The organism is Microbulbifer maximicatervae (SeqCode) (genome assembly GCF_052468095.1).
The window spans coordinates 1,525,287-1,539,981 of sequence record NZ_CP174332.1 but is presented as its reverse complement, the minus strand read 5'-3'; the positions used below and the strand labels follow the sequence as shown (position 1 = coordinate 1,539,981).

Sequence of the window (14,695 nt, the reverse complement as noted above, 5' to 3'; positions counted from 1 at the left end):
TCACTATAATAATTCTGGGGATCATAAATTCGTAAATAATAGCTGATCTACTACCTAGTAAAGCCTCCATTTTCAGCCAAGAAAAGGGGGATCACACTTAATCAGTTACAGTTTAATTAGACGCATTCAATACTGAATTTGGATTCAATAGATCAATTATTTTTATATCGACACGCACTTTAATTATACAGAGACATACTTGACCCATCTCTCATTGGAGCATCCATAAGGGGGGGGGGAGTTGCTAAAGTAGCGCGGCTATCGCTATATCGAGGCTATCAAAATTTGGGTAAGTTCTTTGGGCATATCTAGCATCACATCATGACCACAGGGAAGGTTTATCGTCTCCCAACCAAGTTCTCTCTGGGCTCTCTCAAAGAACGGCCTACCAATTCCTGGTGCCCACCCCGACGCATAGATGTATCGGTGCCGAGCTACTTGCTTCCATAAGCCCTGTAGTTGAATCGGTTGCTCAAATGATCCCAGAGGATGGTCGACACAGCGCCGATCCACCCATGCCTGATCTTGAATGTTAACCCCGAAATCTATTGCAGGACTTGGCGCTACGCGAAATCCATCACCCTGAGTTCTGGCAATATCCTGAAAACTCAACCCGACCTCTACAGGCAAAAGATCTAAGACGTTTTGCCCATCCTCTGGAACTAAGGCATCAAGATAGACAAGGGATCGTATATGCTGGTGCACCTTATCAGCCACACCGGTTATTACCACCCCACCATAACTGTGGCCACACAAGACAACATCCGTTAACTCTTCACATGCGATAACACCCAAAATGTCTTGTATATGCGTATCCAGGTTGATTGTGTCATCTAAAAGGTGCGCCCTTTCTCCGAGCCCCGTCAGAGTTGGGCTATAAACCTCATGGCCGTACCGCCTAAGAAACGCTGATACCCGCTTCCAACACCAGCCTCCCTGCCAAGCACCGTGTACCAGAACAAATGTTGCCATAAAAACTTAACCCCACGACCAGGCACTCCACCTGTATGAATTATCGCCACTTTTAGCTTCCACCCCCATCCCAAATGATAAACGGTTGACAGGGATAGGACGCCTGACCTAGCATTATTGATTCTAGGTCAAGCGTCCTAGATCCTGTAATGCTAGTTAAAGAGGAAGTACAGCATGGCAAATCTATTTCAATCCTTCGATTTATCAGGTCTTCGACTTACAAACCGCATGGTTATGGCGCCGATGACGCGAAATCGAGCGGACAAAAATGGAGTCGTAACACCTATGATGGTTACGCACTACCAACAGCGGGCAAGCGCTGGCCTAATTATCGCTGAATCATCTCCTATCTCTACGCAAGGTGTGGGATACCCTTACACCCCAGGTATATACACCGCTGATCAAGTTGATGGTTGGAGGAAGTTAACCCATGCAGTGCATCAAGCTGGTGGGAAAATTTTTATACAGCTGCAACATTGCGGGCGCATTTCCCATCCTGACCTACAACCAGATAAAAAGGCTCCCGTGAGCGCATCTGCAATTAAACCAATTGGGCAAGCGGTTACCTACGAGGGGCATAAGGACTTTGCTCTTCCTCGTGCACTAGAAACTAGTGAGATTCCAAAAATCGTGGAGCAATTTGGCTTTGCTGCAAAAATGGCTAAAGAGGCTGGCTTTGATGGAGTTGAAGTTCACGGCGCTAACGGGTATCTGATTGATCAATTTCTGCGTGACGGGACTAATCATCGCAACGACCTCTATGGTGGAAATATAGAGAATCGCATGCGTCTTTTAAACGAAATAATTGATTCCGTGATGGAAACTTGGCCTTCAAACCGTATAGGCGTGCGTCTAACACCAGAGAATAGTTTTAACTCAATGTCTGACTCTAACCCACAAGAAAATTTCGAGTATGTTTTAGAGCAGCTAAGTAACCGGAATATTGCCTACGTTCATATTCTGGAAGGCGATATGATGAAAAAAGAGAGAACCGTAAATTATCCAGCTTTACGCGAATGCTTTAAGGGTGTGTATATCGCGAATAATGGCTATAATCTCGAACTGGCCCAAAAATCCCTGAAAAGTAATAATGCCGATCTAATTGCATTTGGAACACCATTTTTAGCCAACCCTGATTTAGTTTACCGACTCAAACAAGGCATATCACTCAATCAAGCCGATCACTCAACTTTTTACGGTGGAGATGAAAAAGGCTACACTGACTACCCATTTGCCTCAACCCAAATAGAAATTCAGTAAAGTAATCGATATGGAAAAACTAGACACCCGCGACCGAATCATCGCAATAGCAGATGACTTATTTTATCAACAGGGTTTTGAGCATACCTCATTCAAGGATATCGCTAATCTTTTAAATATTTCTCGCGGAAACTTCTACCACCATTTCAAGACTAAAGATCAAATTCTATCTGGTGTTATAGAGAGAAGATTGCAAAAAACCCAAGCAATGCTGGAAGAATGGGAAGCACAAGGGAATACATCTGAGCAACGGATAAAATGTTATATCCGTATTGTCATTACCAACTGGGATAAGATCAGAGATTTCGGCTGTCCCGTAGGTACTCTCTCCAATGAACTTGCCAAGTTGAACCATGTAGGGCGAGAGGATGCCAATAAAATTTTCAGTCTGTTTCGGGAATGGCTAAAAACACAATTTACACAACTAAATCCCAACACTGATGCCGATAAACTAGCTCTACAGGTTCTCTCTTGGAGCCAGGGTGTTGCAACCTTAGCAAATGCTTTTCAGGACAAGGACTATGTTGAGTACGAAGTCAATAAAATGTGCTCTTGGGTTGACACATACAAGGCGAAAGCTTAGCGCTATTTACAAGGAACTGTGAGTATATGTTTATTATTTTGTTAAAATTTTCAGAAAAAAAATCACAAGCAGCAAAATATATGACTGGCCATAAGGAGTGGTTACAGAAAGGCTTCGATGATGGAGTTTTTATACTGTCTGGAAGTATAAAACATGGAATTGGTGGAGGTATCCTAGCATTTAACACCACTTATGAAGAATTGCTAATACGCGTCGAACAAGACCCTTTCGTATCTGAAAAAGTGGTTAGTGCCGATGTCATAGAAATTGATTCATCCAAAGCTAGTCCGCAGCTTGAATTCTTATTAAGACCCGAGGCAAACGGTTAGGTAATTGGTATGGCCGCGCAACTTATTCAAAGCCATGATGGTAAATACCGTTGTAACTGGTGCGCTTCTGCACAAGATTTCCTGGAGTACCATGACAAAGAATGGGGCTTTCCAGTTAGTGACGATTTTCGCCTATTTGAAAAGCTATGCCTGGAAGGTTTTCAGTCTGGTTTAAGCTGGCGTACAATTCTTGCCAAAAGAGAAAATTTTCGGGAAGCTTTTTATGGATTTAATTTTAATAAAATAGCCCGTTTTACCAATACAAATGTGGAAAAGCTGCTATTAAATGAGGGAATAGTCCGACACCGAGGTAAAATCGAAGCCGTTATTAATAATGCCAAATGTGCCAGGGAAATCGTAAAGAACGAAGGATCTCTTGCATCATTTCTCTGGAGATACGAACCTAAAAAAGAGATGCTTGGCAAGCCTCAGTCCATGTCTACCTCAAACGAATCGATCACACTATCGAAAGATTTGAAAAAGTTAGGCTGGAAATTTGTAGGTCCAACAACTGTCTATGCCTTTATGCAAGCAATGGGATTAATTAATGACCATCTAGAGGGATGTGTCACGCGATCTAAGGTAGAGAGTGCAAAAAATAGGTTTGTAAAACCCTGATGCTTGACTAGAACTAACCCGCACGATCATAGGTAATCTATAAAAGGGTAGAGCTTGATAGGGGATGCACCCAAGGTAAAAGATATTACCTCTGATACATCCCCTATCTTACTCACCAAGCTGCTCACATATAAAATTGTATAGTAATTTTAATCGATAGGAGGACATACGGTCCCCAGGCCTAAGTGAATAAAGGTTTAGCTCAGCAGTTTGGAAACCTGTCAAAATCGGAACTAATCGCCCCTCTCTAAGGTCATCATCAATAATAAAATGGGGGATCAGTGCAATGCCCTTCCCCTCTAATAAAGCACAATGGAGTAATTTACTGTTATTAGAAGTCAACCTAGGTTCCAGATAAATATCGAGCCATTTACCTTTATCTTTAAACTTCCACACACTGGGTTTACCCGGTAAGGTATATACCAAACAGTGATGCTCATTTAACTCACGGGGGTGGTCTGGCTCCCCATATTGTTTAAGGTACTCAGGCGCCGCACAGGCAACTCGATGGTAACTGGTAATTTTTCGGCATAACAAGGAGCTGTCAGCTAGCTCATTAGTTAGCCGTAGCACAAGATCAAACTTCTCATCTAGCACATTCACATAATGATCTCCCATTTGAATATCTAGAAGGATTTCCGGGTACCGATCCATAAACATATTCAAAATGGAACCGAACTTGGATAATCCCCAAGACATCGGGACGCCAATCCGTAACTTTCCTCTAGGGCTATCATTGGATTCACATAAGTCTTCCTCTAAAGCATCCCACCTGCTGAGCACTTCAAGTGCCCGCATGTAACACCGTTCCCCGGAGCTAGTCACCTGCATATGCCGAGTACTGCGGCGCAAAAGCGTGGTTCCCAAGCGAGATTCCAATCTCTCTACCGACTTAGAAACCCAAGCTGCAGATACACCTAAACGATTTGCAGCAGTAGTAAAGCTTCCATACTCCACGACCGCACTGAAAACCCTCAAGCTCTCTAATTGATTAATTCCTGCCATATTCAATAAATAGTTGAAACTGTAATTACCTAATGTCTGATTTACACAACAATTCGTTAATTGTCAAAATATGAAACATCTTAATAGGTAAGAAATATTTATGGCTACCAAATATCACAATCTATTCAACACCGTTGAAATCGGAAACTTACGTATTCCTAACAGGCTCGCAGTCGCACCGATGACACGGGTCAGCGCCGGGCTGGATGGTCGCGTTGGTCCATTGATGGAGGAGTACTATGAGGGATTTGCCCATGGAGGATTTGGGCTGATTATTACCGAGGGATTACATACTGACAGACTTTATAGTCAGGGTTACAAGTATCAACCTGGCATGGCCTGCCACGATCATGCACAGAGCTGGAAGCCGATTATCTCAAGAGTTCATAGGCAAGGAGCCCGGATATATGCCCAATTGATGCATGCCGGCGCCCTTTCGCAATATAACCCTTATACCAATCAAAATGCTGGCCCCTCTATGGTTCGTCCCCAGGGAAGTCAAATGCCCTTCTACTATGGAGAAGGCCCCTATCCCATGCCGGAAGCCATGACCCAGCGAGATATTGCAATGGTTATTGAGGGCTTGGCTCAGGCTGCCCGCCTGGCACAACTTGCCGGCTTTGACGGTGTTGAGATACACGGTGCCAATGGCTACTTGTTAGACCAATTTTTAACCACCTATACCAACAAACGAAAAGACTGTTATGGAGGAGTACTCACTAACCGTTTACGTATTTACAAGGAAACACTTGAATCAGTAAGGGCAGCGGTCGGAAAGGACTTTGTAGTAGGTGTTCGTTTCTCTCAGAAAAAAGTGAATGATACCAACTATATTTGGCCTGAAGGCGAAGCTGGAGCTGCCGAAGTTTTCGAGCTAATGAAGCAATGTGGTGCCGACTATATTCATACCACCGAACCAAAAATAGACACTCCCGCCTTTGAAAACAGTAACTCATTAGCATGTCTGGCAAGGAAATATAGTACTCTACCGGTTATTGCCAATGGCGGAATTACAGACCCAAAACTCGCAGCTCAGGTCCTAGAAAACAATGAAGCAGATATTATCTCGCTTGGTAAAACGGCCCTGGCCAATCAGGACTGGCCAAATACCATAAAACAAAATCAGACTCCAAAGAACTTTACTTTTGATATGCTTTCACCCCATGCGACACTGGAATGTGCTCGCGATTATTTTCGAAAAAACAGCTAAATAGTTACCTGAGGACGGCGGAGGAATTTAATTACCCTTCCCCTCCTTGTAGACCAGAAAATGGCTCTAAGCGAGTGAAGGGTAATCTTAAAATTAGCAACTTTAGCTTTCTGACACCTTAAATTAATTAGTTTTTATTATGGAAAATATCTAATGTTTTCAGAGATAGCTCTATCAAGTCAGCCGTTTGATCACTATCTACATTCTTGACAACGCTTATAGAGCGGGCATGATCAGGGCAAAGCATTAGCATGGTACTTCCACCAACTCCTTCACCGCTCATCAATTTAATATTTGGATGCTCCTCGATAACTCTAATCAGCTCCGCATCCTCCTCCGGATCATACAAATTGCTTAAACTGATAAAGTCTACAATCCAACCAATACCGTAGCTAACTTCCTCACCACTTGTTAGAGTTCCTGGGCTAAAAAGCTCAGAAAGCGATTCATCACTCAGATAGCCACTATCAAGATGTGACATAGCAAACCTAACCAGGTCACTTGGTGTAGAGAGCATACCTCCGCCAGCATATTTATAGCTACTATTTACTTCTGGAGAGTTGATTAGACCTCCTCCCCAGTAAGAATAAGCTCTTTGCCTGTGGGAAATTATGGGAGAGTTTTCATCAAAAGTACTATTTTTGAGGTTCAAAGGATCAAATACTTCCTCTTGAACTAACTTCTTAAATTCAGTTCCTGATGCAGACTCCATTGCGGCAGCGAGCAATGTCCAGGCATAGGTCGAGTATTCAGAGTCTGTCCCAGGATAGAAAAGCAGATCGTCATTCTTAAAAAGGTCTAACGCATCTATTGTGGAACTATACTCCACATTGTAAAGAAATTCCCCCAAAGATTGGTAGTGGCGAATCCCGGAAGTATGATTTGTTATCTGTCTTAAGCTAATATCAGCGTGTGAATCAGGCCAAGCCTCTACCAGCGAAGAGACATAGGTGTCCAACTCAATAATCCCCTGTTCTTTCAACCTCATGAGAGCAGCTGCAGTGATAACTTTCGAAACACTGGCGATTCTCAATTTGGTTTTTCTAGTCATTGGAACATGAGATTCGAGGTCAGAAAAACCATAACCTCTTGCCCATCGAACATGCCCATTTTCCCCTACAGCCACACTAATCCCAGGCACAGACTCCTCAGAAACCGCATTTACAAAAAGACTATCCAAGCCACCCGTATGCGCTACTGAACTTTCAGCCGGAAATACCGAACATAAAGAAAGTACAGCGCTTAAAGTTATACGTTTGTACATATTTTTAAATCCTTTTAACCTTCACACACCAAATAAAAACATTTACTAATGGACTTTATCACTCAAATATAACCCAGACAATTAAAAAAATAGCCGTCAACTCCGCCACTTAGCTTTTAAAACTCTACTCAATTATTGATATATAGGAGGATTAACAAGAACATAGATGAACAGATTTTGAATTTAAGGAATATCATTCCCAATCTATATACAAGTAGTCGTTGGTGGACATTGAAAGCACCAAATGACTGTAACCTGTTACATTATCTGTACACAACCAAGATTAGGCAAATCTGAACATCCCGCGTTCTAATAATATCCATAAACAAGCTGCCTTTTTACATCTAAATAACTCCAGTAATTAATTTTTCTCAACATTACCTACTCTACACTTACTCACACTGCATCAAATGGAGTTTGGACATCTAAATTCAAATTCTTCAGTGTCTTAAAGCAAACACTAACCCATCTGGGCAATAGTTTGTCTATGCTGTATATTTAATTGCCTCTTTCTTAAAATAAAAATCTAAGCACAAAGGCTTCTTCTGTAGCTTTCTGATATGAGAAAGTTTTTTGCTTTTCTACTTTTTCATGGATCGTAGAGGAATCCCAGTATGTACGTCCCTTTTAAGGTCGTAGTTCAAATATTCATATGCATTCTATTCAGATGAATACGATAGCAAATAAACTATTTCTAATCACCCTCCTGTTTTGGCAGCCTAGCTTTAACGACTGGCATATAATGTACCCTAAGGCTACCTAAAACGAGGTTGTGTGATCCAATACTCCCGACACTTTGCTAAAATGGTAAAGCTACCAAGCGAGGTTAAGTATGACAACAAAAGGTTCACGTCGGAATTGCAAACCGGAATTTAAGAAAGACGTCGTAACTTTAGTGTCTTAGAAAGGGAATTAAATTCCTAAGGCAGAAGAGGCCGTAGGAACAACGGCCAATAACCTGCGACGCTACATAAAGGAAGTGAGGCAGGAACAAAGCGATGTGAGGTTGGATGTAGGCAAGCGAGCAGAACTAGTTCGATTACGACGTGAAAATAAGCAGTTGCGGATGGAGAAAGAAATCCTAAAAAGGCCAGCGCACTCTTTGCGAGAGAAATATAATAAATTACTAATTTATTGAAAAACAGCACGGCAGCTTTCTAGATAAGGAACTCTGCCATGTAATGCTGGTAAGTGAGCCTAGTTATTTCGATTAGTGTTGCCGTTGTAATAGATCAATAGATGGTCAGAAATGACAATTATGCCACCGTTTGAAGGCCCTATTTGTAGAATCTCGACAGAGTTTCGGACGTTTTCGGTTAATGACGCTATCTCGAAAAAAGCTTTGAAGTCGGGCGCTATCGAGTCCGCATGCTAATAAAAAAGCTAGATTTGTCAGTAAAACATAAGAAATATTTCACGTTGACGACAGATAGCAAACATCAAGCGAACACCATCACAACTATTGAAGTTGATTTCAGATTCAGTAAACTTTACTCGCTCTGAGATGTTGGAATTTGGTAGTTATTCGAGGTCTTTATTGTACATAATTTTGCTCGAGGATTACTTCTGTATAGAACATGGCAGTATAAGCTAATTATACACTTTTAATTCTACCCTTGTATTAAGCCCCCTATGTAAAAAATGGGATTATTCAACACCTTTTTAACGAGAATTCTCTTTCTGTGATATATTTAGGTGGAAGTGCCAATGATTGGCTTTTGTACCACTTACCCCTTTCGAATATTTCCATATGAATGAGTAATTTGAATTGCCACTTAATCGGCAACTAATGATGTTATCTTTTTTCAGCACAAAATTTTCCTTAAAAGGCAATCACAAAATTTAAGTATAAAATATATATAATATTTCCAATACTCCAACCTGTAAAATCTTACAGGATGCACTATTTGAACAGTATATAACCTATACGAATCAATGCTAGATCAGTCATCCTGGTACAGCGATGCCATCGACCTGCTAATTTAAAATCTAAGCAAACATTTCCTACATCCAACTCTGAGAATCGCCAAACTAAAAATTTTGTGAGTTTGAATACTATAGTGAACGTAAATCCCTGTCATTTGTTACGGCTATCGAACTAAAAAAATATAAATATAATTAACTCCGTCATTAAGAGATGACTTTATCTAAACACTTTAAGGATAGAAATATGAACTCTGTACTAAACCTACAAACCTTATCTGTAGAAGATGATACCGCGCCCATGGAGTGGAGTACTATTAGTAACCATTGCGGATCTGATCAGTTAGATCCAAGCTGAAAACATATGTAATTTTGTGATAAATAAATAGAATATATTAAGGATAAGAAAATGAATTCTGTACTGAATCTGCAAACTTTAGCCGTAGAAGATGATACTGCACCTATGGAATGGAGCACTATCAGTAACCATTGTGGAAGTGATAGAGAGTTAGATCAGATTTAAAAATCTAATAGCTGACTTTCATATCAACTTAGGGGAAAAGCAAGCCTAAGTTGTTCTAATTAAATACAAGGTGAAATCAATGAATAATGTACTTAATTTGCAATCTCTCGCCGTTGAAGTTGACCGTGAACCAATGGATTGGAGCACCATTAGCAATCATTGTGGTGGTGATAGAGAATTGGACAAAATTTAAAAAGTATAATAGCTAAACTCTACTATCAGCTTGGAGTCCAATCAAACCTAAGCTGTCTTAATTAAATAGAAGGTAAAATCAGTGGATAATGTATTGAATTTACAGGCTCTTGCCGTTGAAGTTGACCATGAGCCTATGGACTGGAGTACTATTAGTAATCATTGCGGTAGCGATCAAGAATTTGAACAGGTCTAAATTTCAGCTGCTACATAAGAGCGTATAATAGGTGATTTATTAACTAGCTCGCGGACTAAAAATCTGCGAGCTGGTTAATGTTAATAGTTGACCAAGGAAGGTTAAAAAGTATGACTGCTAGCATATAAATCATATATATAAGATATGCTTTATATGGTTTTGAAATTCAACTGGGCGCAATTAAATAAAATTTCGTAAGTAAGTTTAGCTCTGATTATAGGCTATGTTAGCCATTACTGTTTTAAGTTAGAATTTAAGAGGAAGCTCTAACATGAGAAATAACTTGTATGTTTATGGAGATCGAAATTACTTTACTGTGCCGGTAGAGTTACAGTCTGACAAGTCCTATCTTGAAGCGGTTACTAAAATTGTACCCAAATCATGGAGTTTAAATCGTAGTAGTATTTGGTTGTGTGGAACCCCGAAAGATCAAACCCTTCCGTGTCAAGGGTTCAAGATTCACATATCTGCGATAGATTCCCATGTATATGAAATAATTACAAAAACCTTAATTAAGTGTGTTGAGCATAATGTTGCATTTAAAGTAATTTGTCGAAAAGATTTTATCGGCGGAGTGATGTCGAAATCATGTTCACGTAGTAGTGCCGGAAAATTAATAACAATATATCCTGTTAATATTAATATCTTTAAGTCTATAATCCATGAACTTTACATATCTCTTAAAGAGAATTTAGGAGCGTATATTTTATCTGATAAACGTTACCTAGATAGCAATGTAGTACATTATCGATATGGCGGATTTATCTCTATCCCCCAAATTAAGGCCAATGGTGATAAAATAGCTTGCATTAGGGATAATCTAGGAAAACTAGTCGAGGATAAAAGGGAGGCATTTTACCACCTACCGGAATGGATCGATGAACCGTTTCCAAATAAAACAGATATTACTACACATAATACACTCCTTAATAATAGGTACAGAATAACTGAAGCACTCTCCTTTTCGAATAGTGGTGGTGTTTACAAAGCAATTGACCAGAAGACTGGAAGTCAAGTTGTAATTAAAGAAGCAAGACCATTTGTTGAATTTCAGTCTATAAATAAGGGGAGGATATATTCGGATCAAGTCCTTAAAAATGAGTATAAAGCTTTAAAAGAGCTGAAAAACATTGAGTATTTCCCTGAAGCTTTGGATTGGTTTGTAGAGTGGGAGCACTCCTTTTTGGTTGAGGAATTAATATCAGGTATTCCTCTGAGAAAGTATCGGGCTAGCAGTGAGTGCACATTGGTTCCCTTTAAAGATACCTTAGCATCAGCGGAAAGATTTAAAGGAGAGTTTATCTGGATTGGAAAATCCTGCATAAATGCTGTATTGGCAGCACATAAGCGTGGTATTGTGATCGGCGATATATCTCCTAATAACATAATGATTGACAAAGAAAAAAAATCAGTAAAATTTATTGATTTTGACGGAGCTCATTGTTTTGGGAAAGGGAAGGTTACAGATCACGTAAGTGATATCCCTATTTTAAGTACTCCAGGATTCGGTATAATTTCAAGCTTACTTAAAGAGGGAAGCAACTTTAGTAGTGATTGGTATGCCCTGTCTATGGTTTTATATAGTATCTTACTGCCGGTTCAAAATACTTTTGAATTCAAAAAGAAAATCCAGTGGAACTTGCTGTCAAATATTATTGATAATTGTAAATTAGACCAAGAAATAAAAAATACAATTGTTAACCTATCCATAGGTAACGTGGATGACGCTCTAAAATCTATTCTTCATTTAGAGAAAAATTATCAGCCAGCCGTGGCTGAAAGTTCCACTAGTCCATTTGAAAAGTTACCTATAAGAAATAGTTTGCTTTCACCATTTGAAGTCGATTCTGAGGTGAAAAAGTTAGCTAGCTTAATCCAATCCGGAGTGAAAATAAGCGGACATTCAAATTTTATTCCGATTGACTATCGAGCATTTGATATATATCCAAATGCATTGGCATATGGTTATTATGGCCCAGCTGTATTGTTGTCACGAACAGGACATGCCATACCACAACATCTATTAGATAAAATAGACTGCATAAAACCTAAGGATGTTAGTCCTGGGCTGCTAGTGGGTACCGCTGGAATGGCATTAGCTGAAATTGAATTAAACCGCCTTGACTTGGCCGAAGAGTACTTGCAAAGAAGTTTTGATTCTTCACTTTTTAGAGAAATTAATAATTTTGGATATGGTTTGGCAGGCATTGGATTTGTATGTCTTTCAATGTATAACAAGACAGGATTTACAAAATTTTTAGACCGGGCGATAGAAATTGGAAAGTTACTTTCTGAAAGAGCCTTTATCAAAAAAGGTGGTATAGTTTTTTGTGAGGAGGATGAAGAAAACAGTCTTGTTGGAATGGTGCACGGAAATTCCGGTATAGCTCTATTTTTATTACTTCTTTTTAAAGTGACTAATGATGAAGAAACCTTAAATTTTGCAGAAAAAACGTTAGAATACGATATAAATGTCGGTCGAAAAGAAAATGGAATATATAGTTGGGGAGAAACAGCAGATAGCAGCCAACAATTACCATATTGGGAGTATGGGGCTGGTGGGGTTGGTGCGGTTATTGCTAGATTCTATGAAACCACAAAAAAGCGAAAATACCTAGATATACTAAAGAAATTGGTACTTTCAAATTTTTCAAAGTATAGCGCAGAGCAAGGTAGCTTTAATGGTTTGGCCGGTTACGGAGATCTTTTGTTGGATGCATATCAGGTAACGGGAGACGAAAGTTATTTACAGTGCGCACATCAAGTTGCCGATAGCATAATGTTATTTTCAGTTGAAAAAGAAGAAGGAAATATCTACCCTGGGAGGTTTTCTTTTAGACTTTCCACTGATCTTGCGCACGGATCATCAGGTATTGGGTTATTTCTTAATAGAATATCTACGGGGCAATCTCGTTGGTTAATTGATATAGACTAGCCAATATAAGAGAAATAAAATGCAACCAAAGTATGATAAATTTAATCTCGTAATAGAACTAATAAAGCCCTTCAAATTTAAATTTGGGGTACTGTTTGGAGTAAGTATCTTCCAGGCAATCGTATTTACTATATTCGACCCGGTCGCCCTAAAATATCTTATCGACGCAATAACCACAGGAGATATTAAATTATTTTTAATTATATCCTTAGCGGTGCTTTTAATAACAACTTCAGGGAGATATCTGGGTTACCTAACTGCTTTAATGCGACAAAACCTTAAGAATGAAATACAAAAAAACCTGTGCACCGAATTAACATCTGCTTATTACAATCATGACTATACAAAAGTTTCCTCCAATGGTAAAGGTTACTATATATCAAGATTGCATGATGAGCCAAAACAACTTGCAACCGTTGTTGATGTTATTCTGTCGCTTGTTGTAGGGATCTTTGTGGCAATTTCTGGAATTGGGGTTGCACTTTGGGTAAGTTGGCAAGTAACTCTAACTTTAGGACTGATAATTCCCATACTTTATGCTTTAGCTAATCGGTTTAGTGGGAAAATTAGTACGCTAACAAATATCATGCATGAGAGGGAAGCTGAATTTAAATCTATCCTTTCGACAGTGATTGATAGCTTTAAACTAGTAAGACTTTTTGAGCTAAATAAAGATGCATCAAGAGAGGTTAAGCAAGGCTTGAAAAAACCTTTGGATGCAATCTATCAGGGAGTTAAGTGTGCGAGTATGTATCGTGCACTAAGTGCAGCATTTCTTTCATACTCTGAACTATCTGTAATAATTATCGCTGGCTATCAAGTTATATCAGGCATCATAACGATCGGCTCACTATTTGCTTTAACGCGTGCATTTTCAATGATTACCCGTTCAGTAGAGCAAGTCACTGCCATTATACCAAATCTAGCTATGTTGAATACCTTAATAGATAGATACTACACATTTAAGTCTGAGCCAAATGGATTATATATACAGGAAAGATTAAAGGCTCCAAGTTTTTCTCTAAAAGCAGTTGAATATAGCTATGAAGGTAAATCAATTTTTAATAATGTAGATTTGGAAATTGGAGCAGATAATCGTATTTTAGTTAATGGTCCGAATGGGTCTGGTAAAAGTACACTAGCTAACTTGCTAGCAGGATTTTATATTCCTAGTAAAGGTAGTATAGCTGGGCCTAGACAAGATGAGTTAAGCTGTTCTCTCTATCCATTTGGCCTTCTTCCTGGAACGATAGAAGACAATTTAAATATTGTTGGATCAAAGTATGGTAGCAAAGATAGAATATCAACTTTAATTGAAGAGTTAGAGTTAAATAATTGTCTTGATTTGAAGTATGAAAGTTTATCCGAAGGTCAAAAGAAAAAATGTCAAATAGCGCTTTGCTTATTAAAGCCAGCCGGGACCTATATTTTTGATGAGCCATTAGCGAATATTGACGACAAAGCAAAAAATAGAGTTCTTGAATTAATTAATTTGTTCACAAAGGGGTCAATGCTTATGATGATTATGCATGAAGGTAAACGTTTTAGTGACACTTTTGACTCAATACTAAATATAAAGGGAGATGGTTCAATATCGTTAAAAAAGATGAATCCAAACATATAAACATTCAACATGGATGTGTTTATTCCAAATAAATTTTAATCATTAAAGATGAATCTTCAGT

14 protein-coding genes are annotated in these 14,695 nt (G+C 39.1%); 11 read left to right on the top strand and 3 right to left on the bottom strand.

Annotated features, from left to right (window positions below):
* Window positions 1-264 precede the first annotated feature (264 nt).
* Window positions 265-972 carry an alpha/beta hydrolase gene (locus ACJJIL_RS06695; RefSeq protein WP_444941290.1) on the bottom strand — a complete coding sequence of 236 codons (708 nt, stop codon included), beginning with the start codon at window positions 970-972 and terminating at the stop codon, window positions 265-267.
* 174 nt (window positions 973-1,146) lie between these two features.
* On the opposite strand from ACJJIL_RS06695, the gene ACJJIL_RS06690 reads away from it, so the two are divergent.
* Genes ACJJIL_RS06690 through ACJJIL_RS06675 form a run of 4 tightly spaced genes read left to right on the top strand, consistent with a single transcriptional unit; the run spans window position 1,147 to window position 3,762 of the window.
* Window positions 1,147-2,232, top strand: a complete 1,086-nt coding sequence (locus ACJJIL_RS06690) for an alkene reductase (protein WP_445361484.1) — start codon at window positions 1,147-1,149, stop codon at window positions 2,230-2,232.
* 10 nt (window positions 2,233-2,242) lie between these two features.
* Window positions 2,243-2,815 carry a TetR/AcrR family transcriptional regulator gene (locus ACJJIL_RS06685; protein ID WP_445361483.1) on the top strand — a complete coding sequence of 191 codons (573 nt, stop codon included), beginning with the start codon at window positions 2,243-2,245 and terminating at the stop codon, window positions 2,813-2,815.
* A gap of 26 nt (window positions 2,816-2,841) precedes the next feature.
* Window positions 2,842-3,144 (top strand): YciI family protein, encoded by a 303-nt coding sequence (locus ACJJIL_RS06680; protein ID WP_445361482.1) that lies wholly within the window; start codon window positions 2,842-2,844, stop codon window positions 3,142-3,144.
* Window positions 3,145-3,153: 9 nt separating this feature from the next.
* Window positions 3,154-3,762 carry a DNA-3-methyladenine glycosylase I gene (locus tag ACJJIL_RS06675; protein ID WP_445361481.1) on the top strand — a complete coding sequence of 203 codons (609 nt, stop codon included), beginning with the start codon at window positions 3,154-3,156 and terminating at the stop codon, window positions 3,760-3,762.
* 108 nt (window positions 3,763-3,870) lie between these two features.
* Here the strand turns inward: ACJJIL_RS06675 and ACJJIL_RS06670 are convergent, their stop codons facing one another.
* Entirely contained in the window at window positions 3,871-4,767 is an 897-nt protein-coding gene (locus tag ACJJIL_RS06670) for a LysR family transcriptional regulator (RefSeq protein WP_445361480.1), read from the bottom strand.
* A gap of 100 nt (window positions 4,768-4,867) precedes the next feature.
* Here ACJJIL_RS06670 and ACJJIL_RS06665 point away from each other — a divergent pair, with 100 nt between their 5' ends.
* Window positions 4,868-5,977, top strand: a complete 1,110-nt coding sequence (locus tag ACJJIL_RS06665; protein ID WP_445361479.1) for an NADH:flavin oxidoreductase — start codon at window positions 4,868-4,870, stop codon at window positions 5,975-5,977.
* 127 nt (window positions 5,978-6,104) lie between these two features.
* Here the strand turns inward: ACJJIL_RS06665 and ACJJIL_RS06660 are convergent, their stop codons facing one another.
* Window positions 6,105-7,241, bottom strand: coding sequence for a serine hydrolase domain-containing protein (locus ACJJIL_RS06660; RefSeq protein ID WP_445361478.1), 1,137 nt, complete (start codon window positions 7,239-7,241; stop codon window positions 6,105-6,107).
* 2,137 nt (window positions 7,242-9,378) lie between these two features.
* Here ACJJIL_RS06660 and ACJJIL_RS06655 point away from each other — a divergent pair.
* The 6 genes from ACJJIL_RS06655 to ACJJIL_RS06630 all read left to right on the top strand — a co-directional run bounded on the left by ACJJIL_RS06655 (window position 9,379) and on the right by ACJJIL_RS06630 (window position 14,634).
* Complete coding sequence (locus ACJJIL_RS06655; RefSeq protein ID WP_445361477.1) at window positions 9,379-9,522, top strand: class III lanthipeptide; 144 nt, start codon at window positions 9,379-9,381, stop codon at window positions 9,520-9,522.
* A gap of 51 nt (window positions 9,523-9,573) precedes the next feature.
* Entirely contained in the window at window positions 9,574-9,687 is a 114-nt protein-coding gene (locus tag ACJJIL_RS06650) for a class III lanthipeptide (RefSeq protein ID WP_445361476.1), read from the top strand.
* Window positions 9,688-9,766: 79 nt separating this feature from the next.
* The gene (locus ACJJIL_RS06645; protein WP_445361475.1) at window positions 9,767-9,880 is read left to right on the top strand and encodes a class III lanthipeptide; all 114 of its coding nucleotides are present in this window, start codon (window positions 9,767-9,769) and stop codon (window positions 9,878-9,880) included.
* 81 nt (window positions 9,881-9,961) lie between these two features.
* Window positions 9,962-10,075, top strand: a complete 114-nt coding sequence (locus ACJJIL_RS06640) for a class III lanthipeptide (RefSeq protein ID WP_445361474.1) — start codon at window positions 9,962-9,964, stop codon at window positions 10,073-10,075.
* Window positions 10,076-10,346: 271 nt separating this feature from the next.
* The gene (gene lanKC, locus ACJJIL_RS06635) at window positions 10,347-13,010 is read left to right on the top strand and encodes a class III lanthionine synthetase LanKC (RefSeq protein ID WP_445361473.1); all 2,664 of its coding nucleotides are present in this window, start codon (window positions 10,347-10,349) and stop codon (window positions 13,008-13,010) included.
* Window positions 13,011-13,029: 19 nt separating this feature from the next.
* Window positions 13,030-14,634, top strand: coding sequence for an ATP-binding cassette domain-containing protein (locus ACJJIL_RS06630; RefSeq protein WP_445361472.1), 1,605 nt, complete (start codon window positions 13,030-13,032; stop codon window positions 14,632-14,634).
* Window positions 14,635-14,695: the final 61 nt, after the last annotated feature.